This is a genomic window from Anaerofilum hominis (assembly GCF_014287275.1).
Classification (GTDB): Bacteria; Bacillota; Clostridia; order Oscillospirales; family Ruminococcaceae; genus Pygmaiobacter; species Pygmaiobacter hominis.
This window is the reverse complement of the sequence record NZ_JACONZ010000002.1, coordinates 85984-101115: the sequence shown is the minus strand read 5'-3', so window position 1 is coordinate 101115 and position 15132 is coordinate 85984. Positions and strand designations below refer to the sequence as shown.

Below are 15132 nucleotides of genomic sequence, written 5' to 3'. Positions count from 1 at the left end.
TATGAACCGTATGAAAAAAGCTGTCCGCATCCTGCTGTCCTGCATGCTCGTCTTTTTGACGGCCGCCGCCCTCTCCACCGTTTTCGGCGCGGAAGCCGGCGAAAGCGCCGAGGCCGCGGCCGCCACCGCCCGCGGCGTGGGCATGATCGCCGCCGCCCTCTCCACCGGCATTGCGGCCATCGGCTCCGGCATCGCCGTCGGCGCAGGCGCCCCCGCTGCCATCGGGGCCCTGACCGAGGACCCGAAAACGTTCGGCAAAAGCATGATCTTCGTGGCGCTGGGCGAGGGCATCGCGCTGTACGGCATGCTGATCTCGATCCTCATCCTCAATAAGGTCTAAGGGCGTGATCCCAGTTGAAATACTTTCTCATCAGCGATAATACCGACACCCTCGCCGGCATGGCCCTGGTCGGGGTGCCCGGCGTGGTGGTGCACCGGCCGGAAGAGGTCGAGGCCGCGCTGCAAAAAGCCTGCGGCGACCCCGAGATCGGCATCGTGCTGCTCACCGACAAGCTGTCCCAAAGCTGCCGGGAGACGGTCTTGCGCTACAAGCTGGGCTGCAGCCGCCCGCTGCTGGTCACGATGCCTGACCGCCACAGCGGCGATGACGCGGCGGGCGACATCAAGCGCTATATCTCCGAGGCAGTGGGCATCCGCATCTGACGGCGGTCCGGCGCGCAGACGCGCCGGGGCTGCGCCATCCCGGCCCGGCAGGGGGCTGCGCGGGCAGCGCTTTTGGCCTCCGCGTCAAAGATGCGGGGCCGCCCGGTATACTTTTCGTATTTTTTATTAAAAAGATACAAAAAATCGTTCTCTATCCGGGCTGCGTGCGCTCTGTGCCGCGGCCGCCCGGAATCGGCCCCTGCGACAAAGGGCCGGAAAGGCATGGTAGGTTTGATATGACTGAACTGGATCCCAAAGGCAGTTTCCGCAAATTTGAAGAGGCGGTCATCGACGGTGCCGAGCGCAAGGCGGCGGCGATCGTGGTCGAGGCCGAGCAGTATCGCCAGAGCGAGCTGCGCGCAGCCAGCCAGGGCAGCGGCGCTGCCGAGCTGGAGCGCAAGCGGCAGGAGCTGCTCACCGCCCGCAGCCAGTACGCGGCCAAGCGCCGGCAGGACAGCCGCCGCCAGCTGCTGGAGGCCCGGCGGGCCATGGCGCAAAGCCTTTTTGACGAGGTGGAGGCGCGCATCGCCGCCTTTGCCGCCACGGCGGACTACGACGCCTGGCTGACCGCCAAGGCGCAGCGGCACGCCGCGCTGGCGCAGCAGGCGGTCACCATCCTGCTGCGGCCGGCGGACGAGGGCAAGCAGGGGCTGCTGCGCGCGGTTTTTCCGCAGGCGGTCTTTGAGACCGACCGGAGCATCCGCTGCGGCGGATTCAAACTGGTCGCCGGCCGGGTGCTCTGCGACGAGACGCTGGACGCGGCTTTTGCCGCCGAACAGGAGCGCTTTATCGCCGAGAGCGGCCTGCGGGTATGACCCGCCCTCATACCGGAACACCGAAAAGGAGGGGCACCATTTGACAGACGTGATTTATTCCATCAACGGGCCGGTGGTCACGGTCCGCGATACCAAAAGTTTTGAGATGGCCGAGATGGTCTATGTGGGCGTCAAGCGCCTGGTGGGCGAGGTGATCGGGGTGACCGACCGGGCCACCACCATCCAGGTCTACGAGGTCACCACCGGCCTGCGGGTCGGCGAGCCGGTCACCGGCTCGGGCAGCCCGCTCTCGGCCCTGCTGGGCCCCGGCATCCTCGGCAACATCTTCGACGGCATCGAGCGGCCGCTGGGCGACATCGCCCGGCGCACCGGCGCTTTTATCCCTGCCGGCATCTCGGTGGACAGCCTGGACTTTGACAAGCCCTGGCAGGTCACCCTGACCGTCAAGCCGGGAGACCGGGTGAAAGGCGGCGACATCTTTGCCACCTGCCCCGAGACCAGCGTCATCACCCATAAAAGCATGGTGCCCCCGGATGTGGCGGGCGAGGTGGTCTTTGCCGCGGCGGACGGCGCGCACACCCTGCGCGACGCGCTTTGCCGCGTGAAGCTGGCCGACGGCAGCGAGCGCGAACTGACCCTGGCGCAGCGCTGGCCCATCCGCCGCCCCCGTCCCGCCGCCCAGCGCGAGCCCATCGGCCGCCCGCTCATCACCGGGCAGCGGGTCATCGACACCCTGTTCCCCATTGCCAAGGGCGGCGCGGCCGCCATCCCCGGGGGATTCGGCACCGGCAAGACCATGACCCAGCACCAGCTGGCCAAGTGGTGCGACGCTGACATCATCGTCTATGTGGGCTGCGGCGAGCGCGGCAACGAGATGACCCAGGTGCTGGAGGAATTCGGCGAGCTGGTGGACCCGAAAAGCGGCAAGCCGATGACCGAGCGCACGGTGCTGATCGCCAACACCAGCAACATGCCGGTGGCGGCCCGCGAGGCCTCCATCTACACCGGCGTCACGCTGGCCGAATATTACCGCGATATGGGGTACGACGTCGCTATGATGGCGGACTCCACCTCCCGCTGGGCGGAAGCGCTGCGCGAGATCTCGGGCCGGCTGGAGGAGATGCCCGCCGAGGAGGGCTTCCCCGCCTATCTGCCCAGCCGCCTGGCCGAGTTCTACGAGCGCGCCGGCTGCACCGAGAACCTGAACGGCTCTTCGGGCAGCGTGACCCTGATCGGCGCCGTGTCGCCGCAGGGTTCTGATTTTTCGGAACCCGTCACCCAGAACACCAAGCGCTTTGTGCGCTGCTTTCTGGCGCTGGACAAAGCGCTGGCCTATGCCCGCCACTACCCGGCCATCAACTGGACCATCAGCTACAGCGAATACTATGAGGACCTGGACCCCTGGTACATCAAAAATGTGGGGCCGGAGTTCTGCGCCCTGCGCGGCCGGCTGCTGAGCCTGCTCAGCGAGGAATCCAAGTTGATGGAGATCGTCAAGCTGATCGGCTCCGACGTGCTGCCGGACAGCCAGAAGCTGACCATCGAGATCGCCCGGGCCATCCGCACCGGTTTTCTGCAGCAGAACGCGTTTCACAAAGACGACACCTATGTGCCCCTTGTCAAACAGATGAAGATGATGGAGGTCATCCTCTACCTGCAAAAGACCGGCGCGGCGCTGGTGGCGGAGGGCATCCCCATGCGCGCCCTGCTGGAGACCGGACTGTTTGAGAGGCTGGTCAAGATGAAATACGACGTTCCCAATGACCGCCCCGAGCTGTTCCAGGGCTATTACACCGAGATCGACGACGCGGCCAAACGCCTGCGCGCCGAGCACATCGCCTAGAGAGGAGAGATTCCAAATGGCAATCGAATATCTGGGTCTTTCCGAGATCAACGGCCCCCTTGTCGCGCTGGAGGGGGTCGAGGGGGCCTCTTTTGAAGAGATGGTGGAGATCCGCCAGAAAGACGAGCGCCGCCTTGGCCGCGTGGTCGCGCTGGAGGGAGACAAGGCCGTAGTGCAGGTGTTCGACGGCACCTCCGGCCTGGGGCTGGCCTCCACCAGCACCCGTTTTACCGGGTATCCCATGCGGCTGGCGCTGGCCCCGGAGATCGTGGGCCGCGTTTTCAACGGCGCGGGCCAGCCCATCGACGGCCTGGGCCCGGTCTACGCCGAAAAGTTCGAGGATATCAACGGCAGCCCCATCAACCCGGTCAGCCGCACCTATCCCCGCAATTACATCCGCACCGGCATTTCCAGCATCGACACCCTGATGACCCTGATCCGCGGCCAGAAGCTGCCCATTTTTTCCGGCAGCGGCATGAGCCACAACAAGCTGGCCGCCCAGATCGTGCGCCAGGCCAAACTGTCCGACCGAGACGGCGAAAACGGGGAGAAATTCGGTGTGGTCTTCTGCGCCATGGGCGTCACCAACGACGTGGCCGACTATTTCCGCCGCAGCTTTTCCGAAAGCGGCGCCGAAAGCCGGGTCACCATGTTTTTGAACCTTTCCTCCGACCCCATCATCGAGCGCATCCTCACCCCGCGCTGCGCACTGACGGCCGCGGAATATCTGGCCTTTGAGCAGGATATGCACGTGCTGGTGGTCATGACCGATATGACCAGCTACGCCGAGGCCCTGCGCGAGTTCTCCTCTTCCAAGGGCGAGATCCCCGGCCGCAAGGGCTATCCCGGCTACCTCTACTCGGACCTGGCCAGCCTTTACGAGCGCGCGGGCATCGTCAAGGGCCGCGGCGGCAGCGTCACCCAGATCCCCATCCTCACCATGCCCAATGACGACATCACCCACCCCATCCCGGACCTGACCGGCTACATCACCGAGGGGCAGATCGTGCTGGACCGGTATCTCGACCAGACCGGCGTCTACCCGCCCATCGACGTGCTGCCCAGCCTGTCCCGCCTGATGAAAGACAGCATCGGCGAGGGCTACACCCGCGCCGACCACTCGGACCTGTACAACCAGCTGTTCGCCAGCTATGCCAAGGTCAGCGACGCGAGGGGCCTTGCCAGCGTCATCGGCGAGGAGGAGCTCTCCCCCACCGACAAGCAGTACCTGCAGTTCGGCAAAGAATTCGAGCAGCGCTTTTTGAACCAGGGCGCGGGCGAGGACCGCACCATCGACCAGAGCCTGGACCTGGGCTGGGAGCTGCTGTCCATTCTGCCGCGGGAAGAGCTGGACCGCCTGGACGATAAGGTCATCGAGGAGCACTACAACAAGCATCCGGCCTGAGGGCGCGGGACGCGGGCGGCGCAGCCGTCCGCCCCGCGCGTTTGCGCCGTTTTGAAAGGAGGGGGCCAACGTGGCTGAAAACGTCATCCCCACCAAAGGCAACCTGATCAGCCTCAAACGCAGCCTGGCGCAGGCGAAGCTGGGCTTTGAGCTGCTGGACCGCAAGCGCAACGTGCTGATGCGGGAGATGATGAAGCTGATCGACGAGTCCGCCAAACTGCAGCAGGACATCGGCGACACCTTTTCCTCCGCGTACAAGGCGCTGCAGGCGGCCAACGTGACGCTGGGCATCGACCAGATCATGATCGGCACCGAGCCGGCGGAAAACGGGCTCTCGCTGTCCTCCCGCAGCGTTATGGGCGTAGAGCTGCCCACCACCGCGCTGGCCCGCCATCCGCTGAAGCCGCTGTACAGCTTCGGAAACACCAATGCCGCGCTGGATCATGCTTATCTGTGCTTCGATCGGGTCAAGCAGCTGACGGCGCGGCTGGCCAGCATCGACAACAGCGTCTACCGGCTGGCCGTTGCCATCAAAAAGACCCAGCGCCGCGCCAACATGCTGGAGAATGTGAACATCCCGAAATTTGAGGAAAATATCCGCTTTATCTCCGGCGTGCTGGAGGAGCGGGAGCGGGAGGAGTTCACCCGTCTCAAAGTCATCAAAAGGACCAAGGGAAAAAACTGAAAAAGCTGCGATCGCGCGCCCGGGCAGGTTGTCCGGGCGCGTTTTTTTATGGCTTCGATCAAAAAGCGATTTATCTTGACTGGCTTCGCCCTCGTCGCCGCGCGGCAACCGGGCGTATGGCCAAAAAATAACCGCTGTGCGGTTATTTTTTATTGCTCCGCAATAAAAAACAATTTATCCCAATGGCCCCACCCTCGCCGCTTTCGCGGCAACCGGGCGTATGGCCAAAAAATAACCGCTGCGCGGTTATTTTTTATTGCTCCGCAATAAACCTTTCGATTCGCCGCGGCCTGGGGACGGGCCGCATGGCTGCTAAAAAATAGCCTCCAGCTATTTTTTACTTTTTTCCGGCTTTTTGCCGGCGCCGCTCAAAGCCCCGCCCCTCTGCTGCTCTTTTCCCGTGCGGCGCGCTGGCCCGCTGCATCCCCCATCCCGGCGCCGCCGGACGCTCTGCGCACACGCGTCCAAACCGGCCCTCTGCCGTCCCGGTGCAGGCTGTCTTTCTCTTCCCCCGTATGGCCGCGGCTTTTTTGCAGACAATGGGATAAGGGCGTCTGCGGCCCTGCGGCGCTTAAAGCTGCCCTGCCCGCCCGCTTTTGCGGCGGGCGATTTCACAAATCGTAACAAATTCTTTAGATTTTCTTTGGAACCTCCCGCCTGCGCGGGTCGTATTATAACTAGAAACAAAAACGGAAGAGGAATCGCAGTGATGAGACGGACAGACGGAACGGACAAGCGCAAACCTGTGGAGCGGCTGCAGCCGGACCCCGCTTTGGGCATCACCTTTGCCCAGGCGGCCCAGCGCACCGCCCGCGGCTGGGACAACCGGTCCGGCGCCCCGCTCTCCAAAACCACCTGGCAGATCATACGGGACAACGTCTTTACGCCGTTCAACCTGCTGTTCTGCGTGCTGGGCGCCTGCCTGTTCGCGGTGGGTTCCTACCACAATATGATGTTTTTGGGCATCGTCGTCTGCAATACCCTCATCGGCATCATCCAGGAGCTGCGGGTCAAGCGGGAGCTGTCCAAGATCACCCTGCTGGCCTCCCCCACCGCCCAGGTGGTGCGGGAGGGGCGCGAGCTCCGGCTGCCGGTGGAAGAGCTGGTGCTGGACGACGTGGTGCGCCTGTCGGCCGGCTGCCAGATCCCCGCCGACGCGGTACTGCTGGAAGGCGCGCTGGAAGTCAACGAGGCCCTGCTCACCGGGGAGGCGGACAACGTGGCCAAGGCCGCGGGGGCCAAATTGCTATCGGGCAGCTTTGTTGTCTCGGGCCGCGCCGCGGTGCGCCTGGACGCCGTGGGGCCGGACGCCTTTGCCGCCCGCATCACCCGCGAGGCCAAGCGCACCAGCAAAAACCGCTCCGAGATGATGCGTTCCCTGGACAGGCTGCTGCGCTGGATCGGGCTGGCCCTGATCCCGGTCGCCGTCGTCCTGTTCGTCAAGCAGTACACGCTGCTGCACACCGGCCTGGAATACGCCGTCACCTCCACAGTGGGGGCAGTGGTGGGCATGATCCCCGAGGGGCTCTACCTGCTCACCAGCCTGGCGCTGGCCGTGGGCGTGCTCAACCTGGCCCGCCGCCGCACCCTGGTGCATGAGTTGTCCTGCATCGAAAACCTGGCGCGGGTGGACGTGCTCTGCCTGGACAAGACCGGCACCCTCACCGAGAGCAGTATGGAGGTGCTGGAAGCCCTGCCGCTGGCCGAGGGGCTGGACGGCCCCGGGCTGGAAGCGCTGCTGGGCAGTTTTGCGCACAGCGGCAGCGACGACAACGCCACCGCCCGCGCGCTGAAAGAGCGCTTTGCCGACGGCGGCCTGCTGGCGGGCGCAGAGGAGGTCGCGTTTTCCTCCGCCCGCAAATGGAGCGGCCGCCGGGCTCAGGGCCGCTGCCTGCTGCTGGGCGCGCCGGAGGTGCTGATGGGCGGCCGCCGCAAAGAGCTGGACGGTCTGCTGGCCGGGCCCCTCTCCCGCGGGGAGCGGGCGCTGCTGCTGGCACAGACGGACGCCCTGCCCGCGGGCGACGCCGCGCCGCAGACGCTGCGCCCCCTGGGCCTGGTGCTGCTGTCCGACAAGATCCGCCCCGAGGCGCCCGCCACCCTGACCTATTTTCGCGAGCAGGGCGTGAACGTGAAGATCATCTCCGGCGACAATCCCGCCTCGGTGGCCGCCATCGCCCGCCGGGCCGGGGTGCCGGGCGCAGAGCGCTATATCGATCTCTCGCCGCTCGCAGACGAGGAGGTGGCCGCCGCCGCGGAGCGGTACACCGTGTTCGGCCGGGTCACGCCGGAGCAGAAACGCATCCTGGTGCAGGCGCTGAAAGCGGCCGGGCACACGGTGGCAATGACCGGCGACGGGGTCAACGATGTGCTTGCCCTCAAGGATGCGGACTGCAGCGTCGCCATGGCCTCCGGCAGCGAAGCGGCCCAGCAGGTGTCCCAGCTGGTGCTGCTGGACTCCGACTTTTCCGCCATGCCCGCCATCGTGAACGAGGGGCGCAGGGTCATCAACAACATCCAGCGCTCGGCCGCGCTGTTTCTTGTGAAAAACATCCTCTCGCTCACCCTTTCGCTGGTGCTGGTCTTTGTGGCCATGCCCTATCCCTTTGTGCCCCTGCAGCTCACCCTGCTCAGCGCGCTCACCATCGGCGTCCCCTCTTTTCTGCTCACGCTGGAGCCCTGCTACACCAAGGTGCGGGGCAAATTCATGCAGGGCGTGCTGCTGCGGGCCCTGCCGGGCGGCCTCACCGATGTGCTCTGCATCCTGGGCGTGATGGGGGCGAGCTGCCTGTTTCACCTGCCGCAGGCGCAGGTATCGACCATCTGCACGCTGCTGGCGGGATATATCGGCATGTTGGTGCTCTACCATGTGTGCAAGCCGTTCAACCGCTGGCGGCGCGCCATGTGGGTGGCTCTGTTCATCGCGTTCTTCGCCTGCTCTGTCATCGGCGCAAAGCTGCTGGGGCTGGTGTGGCTGAACTGGATCTCGCTGGGCATCTTCGCCTTTTTTGCGGTGCTGGCCCCGTTTCTGCTGCTGGGGCTGATGAAAGCGGCGGGCATTATCCACCACCGTCTGCGGCGCGGCAAAAACGCAGGGCGGGCGGTGTGAAGTTGAAAGCGGCAGGGCTTTGGGTGCGTGCGCCCAAAGCCCTGCCGCTTTCAGGGGATCTTTGCTTTGCAGCTTTCACAGAGGAAAAAACCGCTGCAGTCTAAAATTTTTTCTTTGCCGCCGCAGATCCTGCATCTTCTGCCATAGGCGGTCAGGATCACCTTTTGCCCCTCTGCCCGCAGCTCTGCCAGGTCGTTGGGGTGCAACGAAAGGATTTTTCTGTATTTGGAGGGCAGCAGGACCCGTCCATTGAAATCCATATTTCGAATCACGTTCTCTTCACCCCTTATATAGACTATAACATTATCTAATTTAAAAGTCTATAGTTCTTTTTTCTGCAAACTCTATTATCTAATAAAAACATAAGATAATGGAGACAGCAGATATGATCCGTCTGAATGTTCTTTCTCTTTTGGAAGAAAAAGGTAAAACGCGTTATTGGCTGTACAAACAGCTGGACATGAGCTATCAGAATTTCAAAAAAATGATAGAAAATGAAACCCGCTCCATTCAATACAAAAAAATCGAGACGTTGTGCCTTTTGTTGGACTGCACGCCCAACGAGTTGTTTTCCATCGACCCCGATCAGCCGGAGGAACAGAACAAAACCTCTGAGTGAGCACCGGCGGGCCGCCGAGGGGATTTTCCTGTGTGGGCCGCCGCAAAACGAAAGGGTAAAGGACAAGCGATATAAAAAAGCACTGTGTCCTTCAAAAACAAAACGCCCCTGAAGAGGACATTTTTCTGCCTGCTTCAGGGGCGCTTTTCATATTTTCTTTTCTGGAAAACCATTTTCCGCCCAGGCCCTTGACCCTGGAGCCCCCATTTCCGGCGGAATGGTCAGGCTGTGAGGAACTCCCCCAGCGTGCGGTTCTTTTCCACACACCTGACCAGCAGCAGCCCCAAGCCCATGCAGCTGACCACCTCACCCAGGCCCACCGTGAACATATTGAACGCCAGCGCGGGCAGGGTAAACGGCGCGTCCATAAAGAAAACGGTGATCTCGGCCCCCACCACCAGCGCATTGATCAGCACGGGCATCAGCGCCGAAGCCAGCGGCAGCGAGCGCCAGCGCACCCTGCGCAGCGCATAGGTGAGCAGGGCGGCCGCCAGCGTGGCAAGGGTGCCAAAGACCGCGTCGATGGGCGAGGAGCCCAGCAGATTGGTGAGCAGACAGCCCAGCGTCACCCCCACGACGGCGTCCGGGGTAAAGACGGGCAGCAGGGTGAGCGCTTCGGCCACCCGTACCTGGACCGCGCCGTAGGAGAAAGGCGCCAGCAGCAGGCTGACGGCGGTGTAGAGGGCGGCGATCATGGCGCAGCGCGCCATGCGCTGCGGTTTGGACAACAACATGGACAAAAACTCCTTTCGGGCAAACGCACAGGCAGGCAAAAGCAGCGGGCCTGCCGGGCAGGTCCTGCACTTTCATCTGTCTTTGCCTCTGGGGAAAACAGCCCCAGGCCCCGCGGCAGATTTTTCCCCGGCGGCGCCGCAGAATTCCCGCCGGGGTGGCTGCACCCCGCAGGGCGCGCGGCCGCAAACTGCGCGCCGCAGGAAGCGGGGCCAAAACAGGCCCCAGGGCAGGGTTCCCTTCTCCGCTGCGGCCGCCAAAGTCGGCCGTGCCCCATTGTACCACATCCGCTCGCTTTTCGCCAGGGGAGACTTAAAAACAGCCCTGCCGCGATTGTTTTTCCGGCCATCCGCCCGTCGCCGTGCAAGCGGCGAGAGCGGGGCATCGGGATAGGTCCTTTTTTATCGCAAGGCAATAAAAAACAGCCGGAGCAAAGCGCAGGCTGTTTTTCCGGCCATCCGCCCCGATCGTCCCGCAGGGACGAGGGGGGGGGGACGGGCCATAGAAATAATCTATTTTTTATTGCTTCGCAATAAAAAACCTATCTCTATTCGCCGCGGCCTGAGGGCAGGCCGCATGGCTGCTAAAAAAATCAGCGGTCCGCTATTTCCGCTTTTCAACCGCGCCGGAAAAGCGTATAATAAAGCATCACCCATCCCCTGTAAAATCGAGGTTCCTATGGCTTCTTCTATTTCCCGTCAGCCGGGGCTTTCCGCTGCAGAGCTGAAGATCATCGCCATCGTCGCCATGACCGGCGACCATCTTGCCTGGGCTTTTCTGCCCACCGTCAGCCTCCCCGCCTTTTTTCTCCATCTGCTGGGCCGCACCGCCATGCCGGTGATGTGCTTTTTCATTGCGGAGGGCTACCGGCACACGCACAGCGTGCCCCGCTACGCGCTGCGGCTGGGCTTTTTTGCGCTGGCGTCGGCAGTCCCCTTTTCTTACTTTGATACCGGCACGCTGCTGGGGTCCCCTTTCAGCGTGCTCTACACGCTGCTGTTGGGCCTGCTGGCGATCTGGGCCTGCGACGCGATCCGCAGCCCCCTGCTCTGCATGCTGGTGCTGGCAGCGCTGGCCCTGCTGGTTTTGCCCGGGGACTGGGGCGTCTACGGCCTTGGCTGGTGCCTCCTCTTTTTTGGGCTGCACGGCCGGCGACTGCCGCAGGCCCTTTGCTTCTCCGCGCTGGTGCTGTGCTTTGCAGCGCAGGTCTCGCTGCCTCTGTTTGTGCAGGGCGCCCCGGCGGCGGAACTGATCTGCATCGGCGGCATCCAGCTGGGCGGCCTGCTGGCCCTGCCCCTGCTGGCAACGTACAACGGCAGGCCTGCCCGCCGCGCCGCCGACCCGGCTGTTTCGGCACAGCGGGCGCCTGTCAGGCGCAGAGCCGCCTCTCTCGCTTTCTATTTTTACTATCCGCTGCATCTGGCGCTCATCGACCTGGCGCTGTGGCGTCTCGGGGGCTGAGGGCCGCAGCAGCCCCGCGGGTCCGGCTGCGGGCCCCCGACCGCCGCCCGCAAAAGCAGAAAGGGCGGCGGCGGGGCGCAAAACACAGCTGCGAAAGCTGCAAATATGGGGCCTGCGGACTTTCTCCCTCTAAAAGGGCGAAGGCAAAAAAGGAGCTCCGCGCGCCCGGCACACTGCCGCGGGGCCGGGACACGCCTCCTTTCCCTCCCGCGCTCAAAATAAATATCCGCAGGCAAAGCCGTTTTTTTTCACAGGCGGTCAGATCCCTGGAATACCAGTATGCGTCACGCCGCGTTGGCGCGGCCTCTCCGCCCCGAGAGGTCGTCTGCTTGCCGCCCGTAAACGGGCCTATTTGAAAGTTTCCATTTTCAGCTGCCCGCTTGCTCTTCTCCCCGCCGGTGTCGTACCCATTCTTCTATTTTCTTTGCTTTTTCCCCGCTGTCTCTGCATGATCTCCTCGACATCAGGCTCCCCCATTCCTTACGCAGCCGGCGGTCAGGTCATCCATTGGATGCCTCTCCGCTGCCTTTGATGCAGTTGGCAGACCGCGCTTCCGATTTTGCAAAGGGAGTTTCTTTCTCATACTTATCGTCATGAGACTTTTTGGGAACTGCTCGCCCTGCGGGTGGTTTTCTTTATCTAAAAAAAGAAAGGCAAAACACACCTGCGTGCGTTTTGCCTTTCTCTATTGACCTCTCTGTGGGACTTATGCCTTGCCCGCAGAACCGAACAGCTCGATCTTCTCGCGCACCGTGTCCTGGATGGCCTTGGCACCGGGGGCGAGCAGCTTGCGGGGGTCGAAGCCCTTGCCCTCCTTGTCCTTGCCGGCTTCCACATATGCGCGGGTAGCGGCGGCAAAGGAGAGCTGGCACTCGGTGTTGACGTTGATCTTGGCAACGCCCAGCGAGATGGCGGTCTGGATCATCTCGGCGGGGATGCCGGTGCCGCCGTGCAGCACCAGCGGCATGTCGCCGATCTTGTCCTTGATGCGGGCCAGCGCTTCAAAGTCCAGGCCTTTCCAGTTGTCCGGGTAGACGCCGTGGATGTTGCCGATGCCGGCCGCCAGAAAATCGATGCCCAGGTCCGCAATGCGCTTGCACTCGTCGGCGTCGGCGACCTCGCCCATGCCAACCACGCCGTCCTCTTCACCGCCGATAGAGCCGACCTCGGCCTCGATGGACATGCCGTGCTCATGCGCCAGCGCCGCCAGCTCGGTGGTCTTGGCCACGTTCTCGTCGATGGGGTAATGGCTGCCGTCGAACATGATGGAGGTGAAACCGGCGGCGACGCAGGCTTTTGCGCCCTCATAGGTGCCGTGGTCCAGGTGCAGCGCCACCGGCACGGTGATGCCCAGGGCTTTGTCCATTGCCGCGACCATGGCCGCCACGGTGGTAAAGCCGGTCATATACTTGCCGGCGCCCTCGGACACGCCCAAAATGACCGGGGCTTTCATCTCCTCCGCAGTCAGCAGGACGGACTTTGTCCACTCCAGATTATTGATGTTGAACTGGCCCACCGCATAGTGGCCGGCCACGGCTTTTTTCAGCATTTCGCTCGCGTTTACCAGCATGATGCTTACCCCCATACTTCAATTTAAAAGGATTTTTGTCCTGTTACAGCCTGTCCGCTCTCCGGCTCAGTTCGTTAATTCTGTAACAGATTCATTATAACCGATACGCCCTGCAAAAACAAGGCGCGGGGCCCAAATTCCAGCCCCGCGCATCAAATTTTCCGCTATTTTTGCCCGCCGCCGTCCTCTTCCCCGGCCCGGTAGGCAAGATAGGAGTAAAGGCAGGGCACGCCTGCCAGCAGCGCCACCAGCGCCACCAGCGCGGCGAACAGCGGCTTCGGCGGCAGCAGGAAGCTGGCCCCCATAAACCCCAGCCCGCCCCAAAACCAAAGCGCCCCCGCCAGACGGTGGGTGCTGTGCCACACCCGCTCGCTGGCCAGCGTCCAAGGCGTGCGCAGCCCCATAAAATAATTGGGTTTGAACTTCGGCATATAGTTGCCCATAACGCAGAACAGCGCGCCCACCCCGGCCGGGATCAGCTTGTTCACCGACAGTGCGCCGGGCCGGTAGGCGCTGTAAAGGGTGATGGCGGCCATACCCAGCATGAACAGGTTGAACATCAGCCGGAACGCGCGATACGCGCCCCCAAAGCGCGGATAGTTGCGCCGTTTGGGGTCGATGCGGGGCAGCAGTACAAACAGCGCGTTGAGGCCCAGCGTCATCGCCGGGATCAAAAAAGCGGAGCTGCGCGTCCCCCAGCCGTCGATCTCCCCGGCCAGATCCCAGTGCAGGGGTATGCGCTCGGGCAGCGTGGGCAGGCAGCACAGCGCCAGCGCCAGCGGCAGCGCCGCCAGCACCCAGCACAACAGCTCGCTTCGGTTTTTCTTCATGCTGCCGCCCCCTCCCTCTCCGCGTTGGAAACACCTTTTTCCCCACTGCCCGGGCATCCGCCCCATCGGGGCGGCGGGACAAAAGCCAGCTCACTTTTCATGCCCGCCACCTCCCGTCAGAGACGCCGCCCAGCGGAAAATATCCTCCATCACAGAGGTGTCCAGCTCATAATAGATATATTTGCCCTCGCGCGCATCGTTCACCAGGCCCGCCTCTTTGAGACAGGACAAGTGGTGGCTGATGGTGGCCCCGGTGAGTCCCAGGCCCTCCCCCAGCTGCCCCGCGGTGAGCCGCCCTTTTCCCAGCCGCTGCAGGATCTCCCGCCGCGTGGGGTCGCTCAGGGCCTTAAAAGTCTGCTGCAGCGACATCCGCCCACCCCTTTCATTTAGACACTTCTCTAAACTTTATTATACCCCCGCGCCCGGAAAAGGGCAAGGCGATACAGCGCGGGCCCCCGGCGGATAAAACGCCCCCAAAAGGAAAAGATCGGTCCTGTTTGACATTTCCTCCCCCAGCCGTCCGGCCAGGGCCGCGCCCCCCGGACAGGCCGCTTTTTTGCGCTTGCGGTCAGGACAGCGCGCTCCCGGCCTGTCAGGCGCGGGAAAAGGGGCCCGAATTCCCTGCACGAGAGAAAGCGATGCGGGGAGATGTAATAAGCGTTATCCTCTTCCACAGCGATACCCCTGGCCGCCCCCGCCCTCCTGTCTGTCGCCCAAGCGGGGGCATTTGCCATTGTCAACGGCAGGCGCAGCCTGTTTCTCTTGACCGCAGCCGGGCGCGAACGCCTCTGCGGTTTTGGAACAGTAAAGAAATTGTGGATAAATTCACAGCTTTGTGCTATTATCGTTGAAATCGACAAAAAGCAATTTGTGTTTTAAATAATATACTCATATACTCTGAAATTCGTCCATCCCGTATCCTCATAGAACAATTTAAGTGTGGTGACATACTGAAATCCCATTTTTGAATAAGCTTTTTCCGCCGGAACATTGCCCTCCAAAACATCTAAACGAATGGTTTTGAGTTTTTGCTCTCGCGCCATCTCTATCACATTGCGGACCATTTCTTTCGCGAGCCCTTTTCCCGCATGGTCGGGATGGACCCCAAGCGCATGAATGACCAGCAGTTCGGGATCCTCTGCATCAACAGACCACTTCACTTCCTTGTACCCCTTGTTATATAGGTGATTCACTATCATACAAGCTTGTATCTGCGTATCATTTTCGATGAAATAAAGGTCACGGTTTTGAATGGATGTAATCAAAAATTCCTGCGTCGGATATATGTCCTTTTCCCACCCCGGGTCGAACTCTGTTTTTTCCATGATCTCTATTAAAGAATAATAAAAATTTCGAATATTTGTAAAATCCTTTTCCGCGGCACATTTCAATTTCATAATCGACGTCCTCTTTCGCTTATTAGTTTCAGATAAATTTGTGAG

The 15132-nt window shown here is 62.1% G+C and carries 16 protein-coding genes; 10 read left to right on the top strand and 6 right to left on the bottom strand.

The features are described 5' to 3' along the window. Nucleotide 1 precedes the first annotated feature (1 nt). The 8 genes from H8S23_RS05660 to H8S23_RS05625 all read left to right on the top strand — a co-directional run bounded on the left by H8S23_RS05660 (nt 2) and on the right by H8S23_RS05625 (nt 8478). On the top strand, nt 2–340 hold the full coding sequence (locus H8S23_RS05660; RefSeq protein ID WP_186887360.1) for an ATP synthase subunit C: 339 nt from the start codon (nt 2–4) through the stop codon (nt 338–340). Between the two features lie 14 nt (nt 341–354). Next, the gene (locus tag H8S23_RS05655) at nt 355–663 is read left to right on the top strand and encodes a V-type ATP synthase subunit F (RefSeq protein ID WP_186887359.1); all 309 of its coding nucleotides are present in this window, start codon (nt 355–357) and stop codon (nt 661–663) included. 236 nt (nt 664–899) lie between these two features. Then, nucleotides 900–1478 (top strand): hypothetical protein, encoded by a 579-nt coding sequence (locus tag H8S23_RS05650; RefSeq protein ID WP_186887358.1) that lies wholly within the window; start codon nt 900–902, stop codon nt 1476–1478. Between the two features lie 40 nt (nt 1479–1518). Next, complete coding sequence (locus H8S23_RS05645) at nt 1519–3282, top strand: V-type ATP synthase subunit A (protein ID WP_186887357.1); 1764 nt, start codon at nt 1519–1521, stop codon at nt 3280–3282. Nucleotides 3283–3298: 16 nt separating this feature from the next. Next, nucleotides 3299–4687, top strand: coding sequence for a V-type ATP synthase subunit B (locus H8S23_RS05640; protein WP_186887356.1), 1389 nt, complete (start codon nt 3299–3301; stop codon nt 4685–4687). Nucleotides 4688–4757: 70 nt separating this feature from the next. Further along, the gene (locus H8S23_RS05635; RefSeq protein ID WP_186887355.1) at nt 4758–5372 is read left to right on the top strand and encodes a V-type ATP synthase subunit D; all 615 of its coding nucleotides are present in this window, start codon (nt 4758–4760) and stop codon (nt 5370–5372) included. Between the two features lie 48 nt (nt 5373–5420). Then, nucleotides 5421–5642 carry a hypothetical protein gene (locus H8S23_RS05630; RefSeq protein ID WP_186887354.1) on the top strand — a complete coding sequence of 74 codons (222 nt, stop codon included), beginning with the start codon at nt 5421–5423 and terminating at the stop codon, nt 5640–5642. Nucleotides 5643–6081: 439 nt separating this feature from the next. Next, entirely contained in the window at nt 6082–8478 is a 2397-nt protein-coding gene (locus tag H8S23_RS05625; protein ID WP_186887920.1) for an HAD-IC family P-type ATPase, read from the top strand. 50 nt (nt 8479–8528) lie between these two features. Here H8S23_RS05625 and H8S23_RS05620 read toward each other — a convergent pair whose 3' ends face one another. Then, nucleotides 8529–8738, bottom strand: coding sequence for an AbrB/MazE/SpoVT family DNA-binding domain-containing protein (locus H8S23_RS05620; protein WP_186887353.1), 210 nt, complete (start codon nt 8736–8738; stop codon nt 8529–8531). Between the two features lie 125 nt (nt 8739–8863). Here H8S23_RS05620 and H8S23_RS05615 point away from each other — a divergent pair, with 125 nt between their 5' ends. Beyond that, nucleotides 8864–9097, top strand: a complete 234-nt coding sequence (locus tag H8S23_RS05615; RefSeq protein WP_186887352.1) for a helix-turn-helix domain-containing protein — start codon at nt 8864–8866, stop codon at nt 9095–9097. Nucleotides 9098–9318: 221 nt separating this feature from the next. On the opposite strand, the gene H8S23_RS05610 is transcribed toward H8S23_RS05615, so the two are convergent. Further along, complete coding sequence (locus H8S23_RS05610; protein WP_186887351.1) at nt 9319–9831, bottom strand: QueT transporter family protein; 513 nt, start codon at nt 9829–9831, stop codon at nt 9319–9321. A gap of 676 nt (nt 9832–10507) precedes the next feature. On the opposite strand from H8S23_RS05610, the gene H8S23_RS05605 reads away from it, so the two are divergent. After that, nucleotides 10508–11290, top strand: a complete 783-nt coding sequence (locus tag H8S23_RS05605; RefSeq protein WP_186887350.1) for a TraX family protein — start codon at nt 10508–10510, stop codon at nt 11288–11290. Between the two features lie 706 nt (nt 11291–11996). Here H8S23_RS05605 and fba read toward each other — a convergent pair. The 4 genes from fba to H8S23_RS05585 all read right to left on the bottom strand — a co-directional run bounded on the left by fba (nt 11997) and on the right by H8S23_RS05585 (nt 15087). Then, nucleotides 11997–12860 carry a class II fructose-1,6-bisphosphate aldolase gene (gene fba, locus H8S23_RS05600; RefSeq protein ID WP_186887349.1) on the bottom strand — a complete coding sequence of 288 codons (864 nt, stop codon included), beginning with the start codon at nt 12858–12860 and terminating at the stop codon, nt 11997–11999. A gap of 164 nt (nt 12861–13024) precedes the next feature. Continuing rightward, nucleotides 13025–13690 (bottom strand): SdpI family protein, encoded by a 666-nt coding sequence (locus H8S23_RS05595; RefSeq protein WP_186887348.1) that lies wholly within the window; start codon nt 13688–13690, stop codon nt 13025–13027. Nucleotides 13691–13780: 90 nt separating this feature from the next. Further along, entirely contained in the window at nt 13781–14059 is a 279-nt protein-coding gene (locus H8S23_RS05590; protein ID WP_186887347.1) for an autorepressor SdpR family transcription factor, read from the bottom strand. A 506-nt stretch (nt 14060–14565) separates the two neighbouring features. Further along, nucleotides 14566–15087, bottom strand: coding sequence for a GNAT family N-acetyltransferase (locus tag H8S23_RS05585; RefSeq protein ID WP_186887346.1), 522 nt, complete (start codon nt 15085–15087; stop codon nt 14566–14568). Nucleotides 15088–15132: the final 45 nt, after the last annotated feature.

What these genes read in the sequence shown, in the direction of transcription:
- H8S23_RS05660 (WP_186887360.1), top strand. Translation starts at nt 2, where the DNA reads ATGAACCGTATGAAAAAAGCTGTCCGCATCCTGCTGTCCTGCATGCTC.
- H8S23_RS05650 (WP_186887358.1), top strand. Translation starts at nt 900, where the DNA reads ATGACTGAACTGGATCCCAAAGGCAGTTTCCGCAAATTTGAAGAGGCG.
- H8S23_RS05640 (WP_186887356.1), top strand. Translation starts at nt 3,299, where the DNA reads ATGGCAATCGAATATCTGGGTCTTTCCGAGATCAACGGCCCCCTTGTC.
- H8S23_RS05630 (WP_186887354.1), top strand. Translation starts at nt 5,421, where the DNA reads ATGGCTTCGATCAAAAAGCGATTTATCTTGACTGGCTTCGCCCTCGTC.
- H8S23_RS05625 (WP_186887920.1), top strand. Translation starts at nt 6,082, where the DNA reads ATGAGACGGACAGACGGAACGGACAAGCGCAAACCTGTGGAGCGGCTG.
- H8S23_RS05620 (WP_186887353.1), bottom strand. Translation starts at nt 8,738, where the DNA reads ATGGATTTCAATGGACGGGTCCTGCTGCCCTCCAAATACAGAAAAATC.
- H8S23_RS05615 (WP_186887352.1), top strand. Translation starts at nt 8,864, where the DNA reads ATGATCCGTCTGAATGTTCTTTCTCTTTTGGAAGAAAAAGGTAAAACG.
- H8S23_RS05610 (WP_186887351.1), bottom strand. Translation starts at nt 9,831, where the DNA reads ATGTTGTTGTCCAAACCGCAGCGCATGGCGCGCTGCGCCATGATCGCC.
- H8S23_RS05605 (WP_186887350.1), top strand. Translation starts at nt 10,508, where the DNA reads ATGGCTTCTTCTATTTCCCGTCAGCCGGGGCTTTCCGCTGCAGAGCTG.
- fba (WP_186887349.1), bottom strand. Translation starts at nt 12,860, where the DNA reads ATGCTGGTAAACGCGAGCGAAATGCTGAAAAAAGCCGTGGCCGGCCAC.
- H8S23_RS05595 (WP_186887348.1), bottom strand. Translation starts at nt 13,690, where the DNA reads ATGAAGAAAAACCGAAGCGAGCTGTTGTGCTGGGTGCTGGCGGCGCTG.
- H8S23_RS05590 (WP_186887347.1), bottom strand. Translation starts at nt 14,059, where the DNA reads ATGTCGCTGCAGCAGACTTTTAAGGCCCTGAGCGACCCCACGCGGCGG.
- H8S23_RS05585 (WP_186887346.1), bottom strand. Translation starts at nt 15,087, where the DNA reads ATGAAATTGAAATGTGCCGCGGAAAAGGATTTTACAAATATTCGAAAT.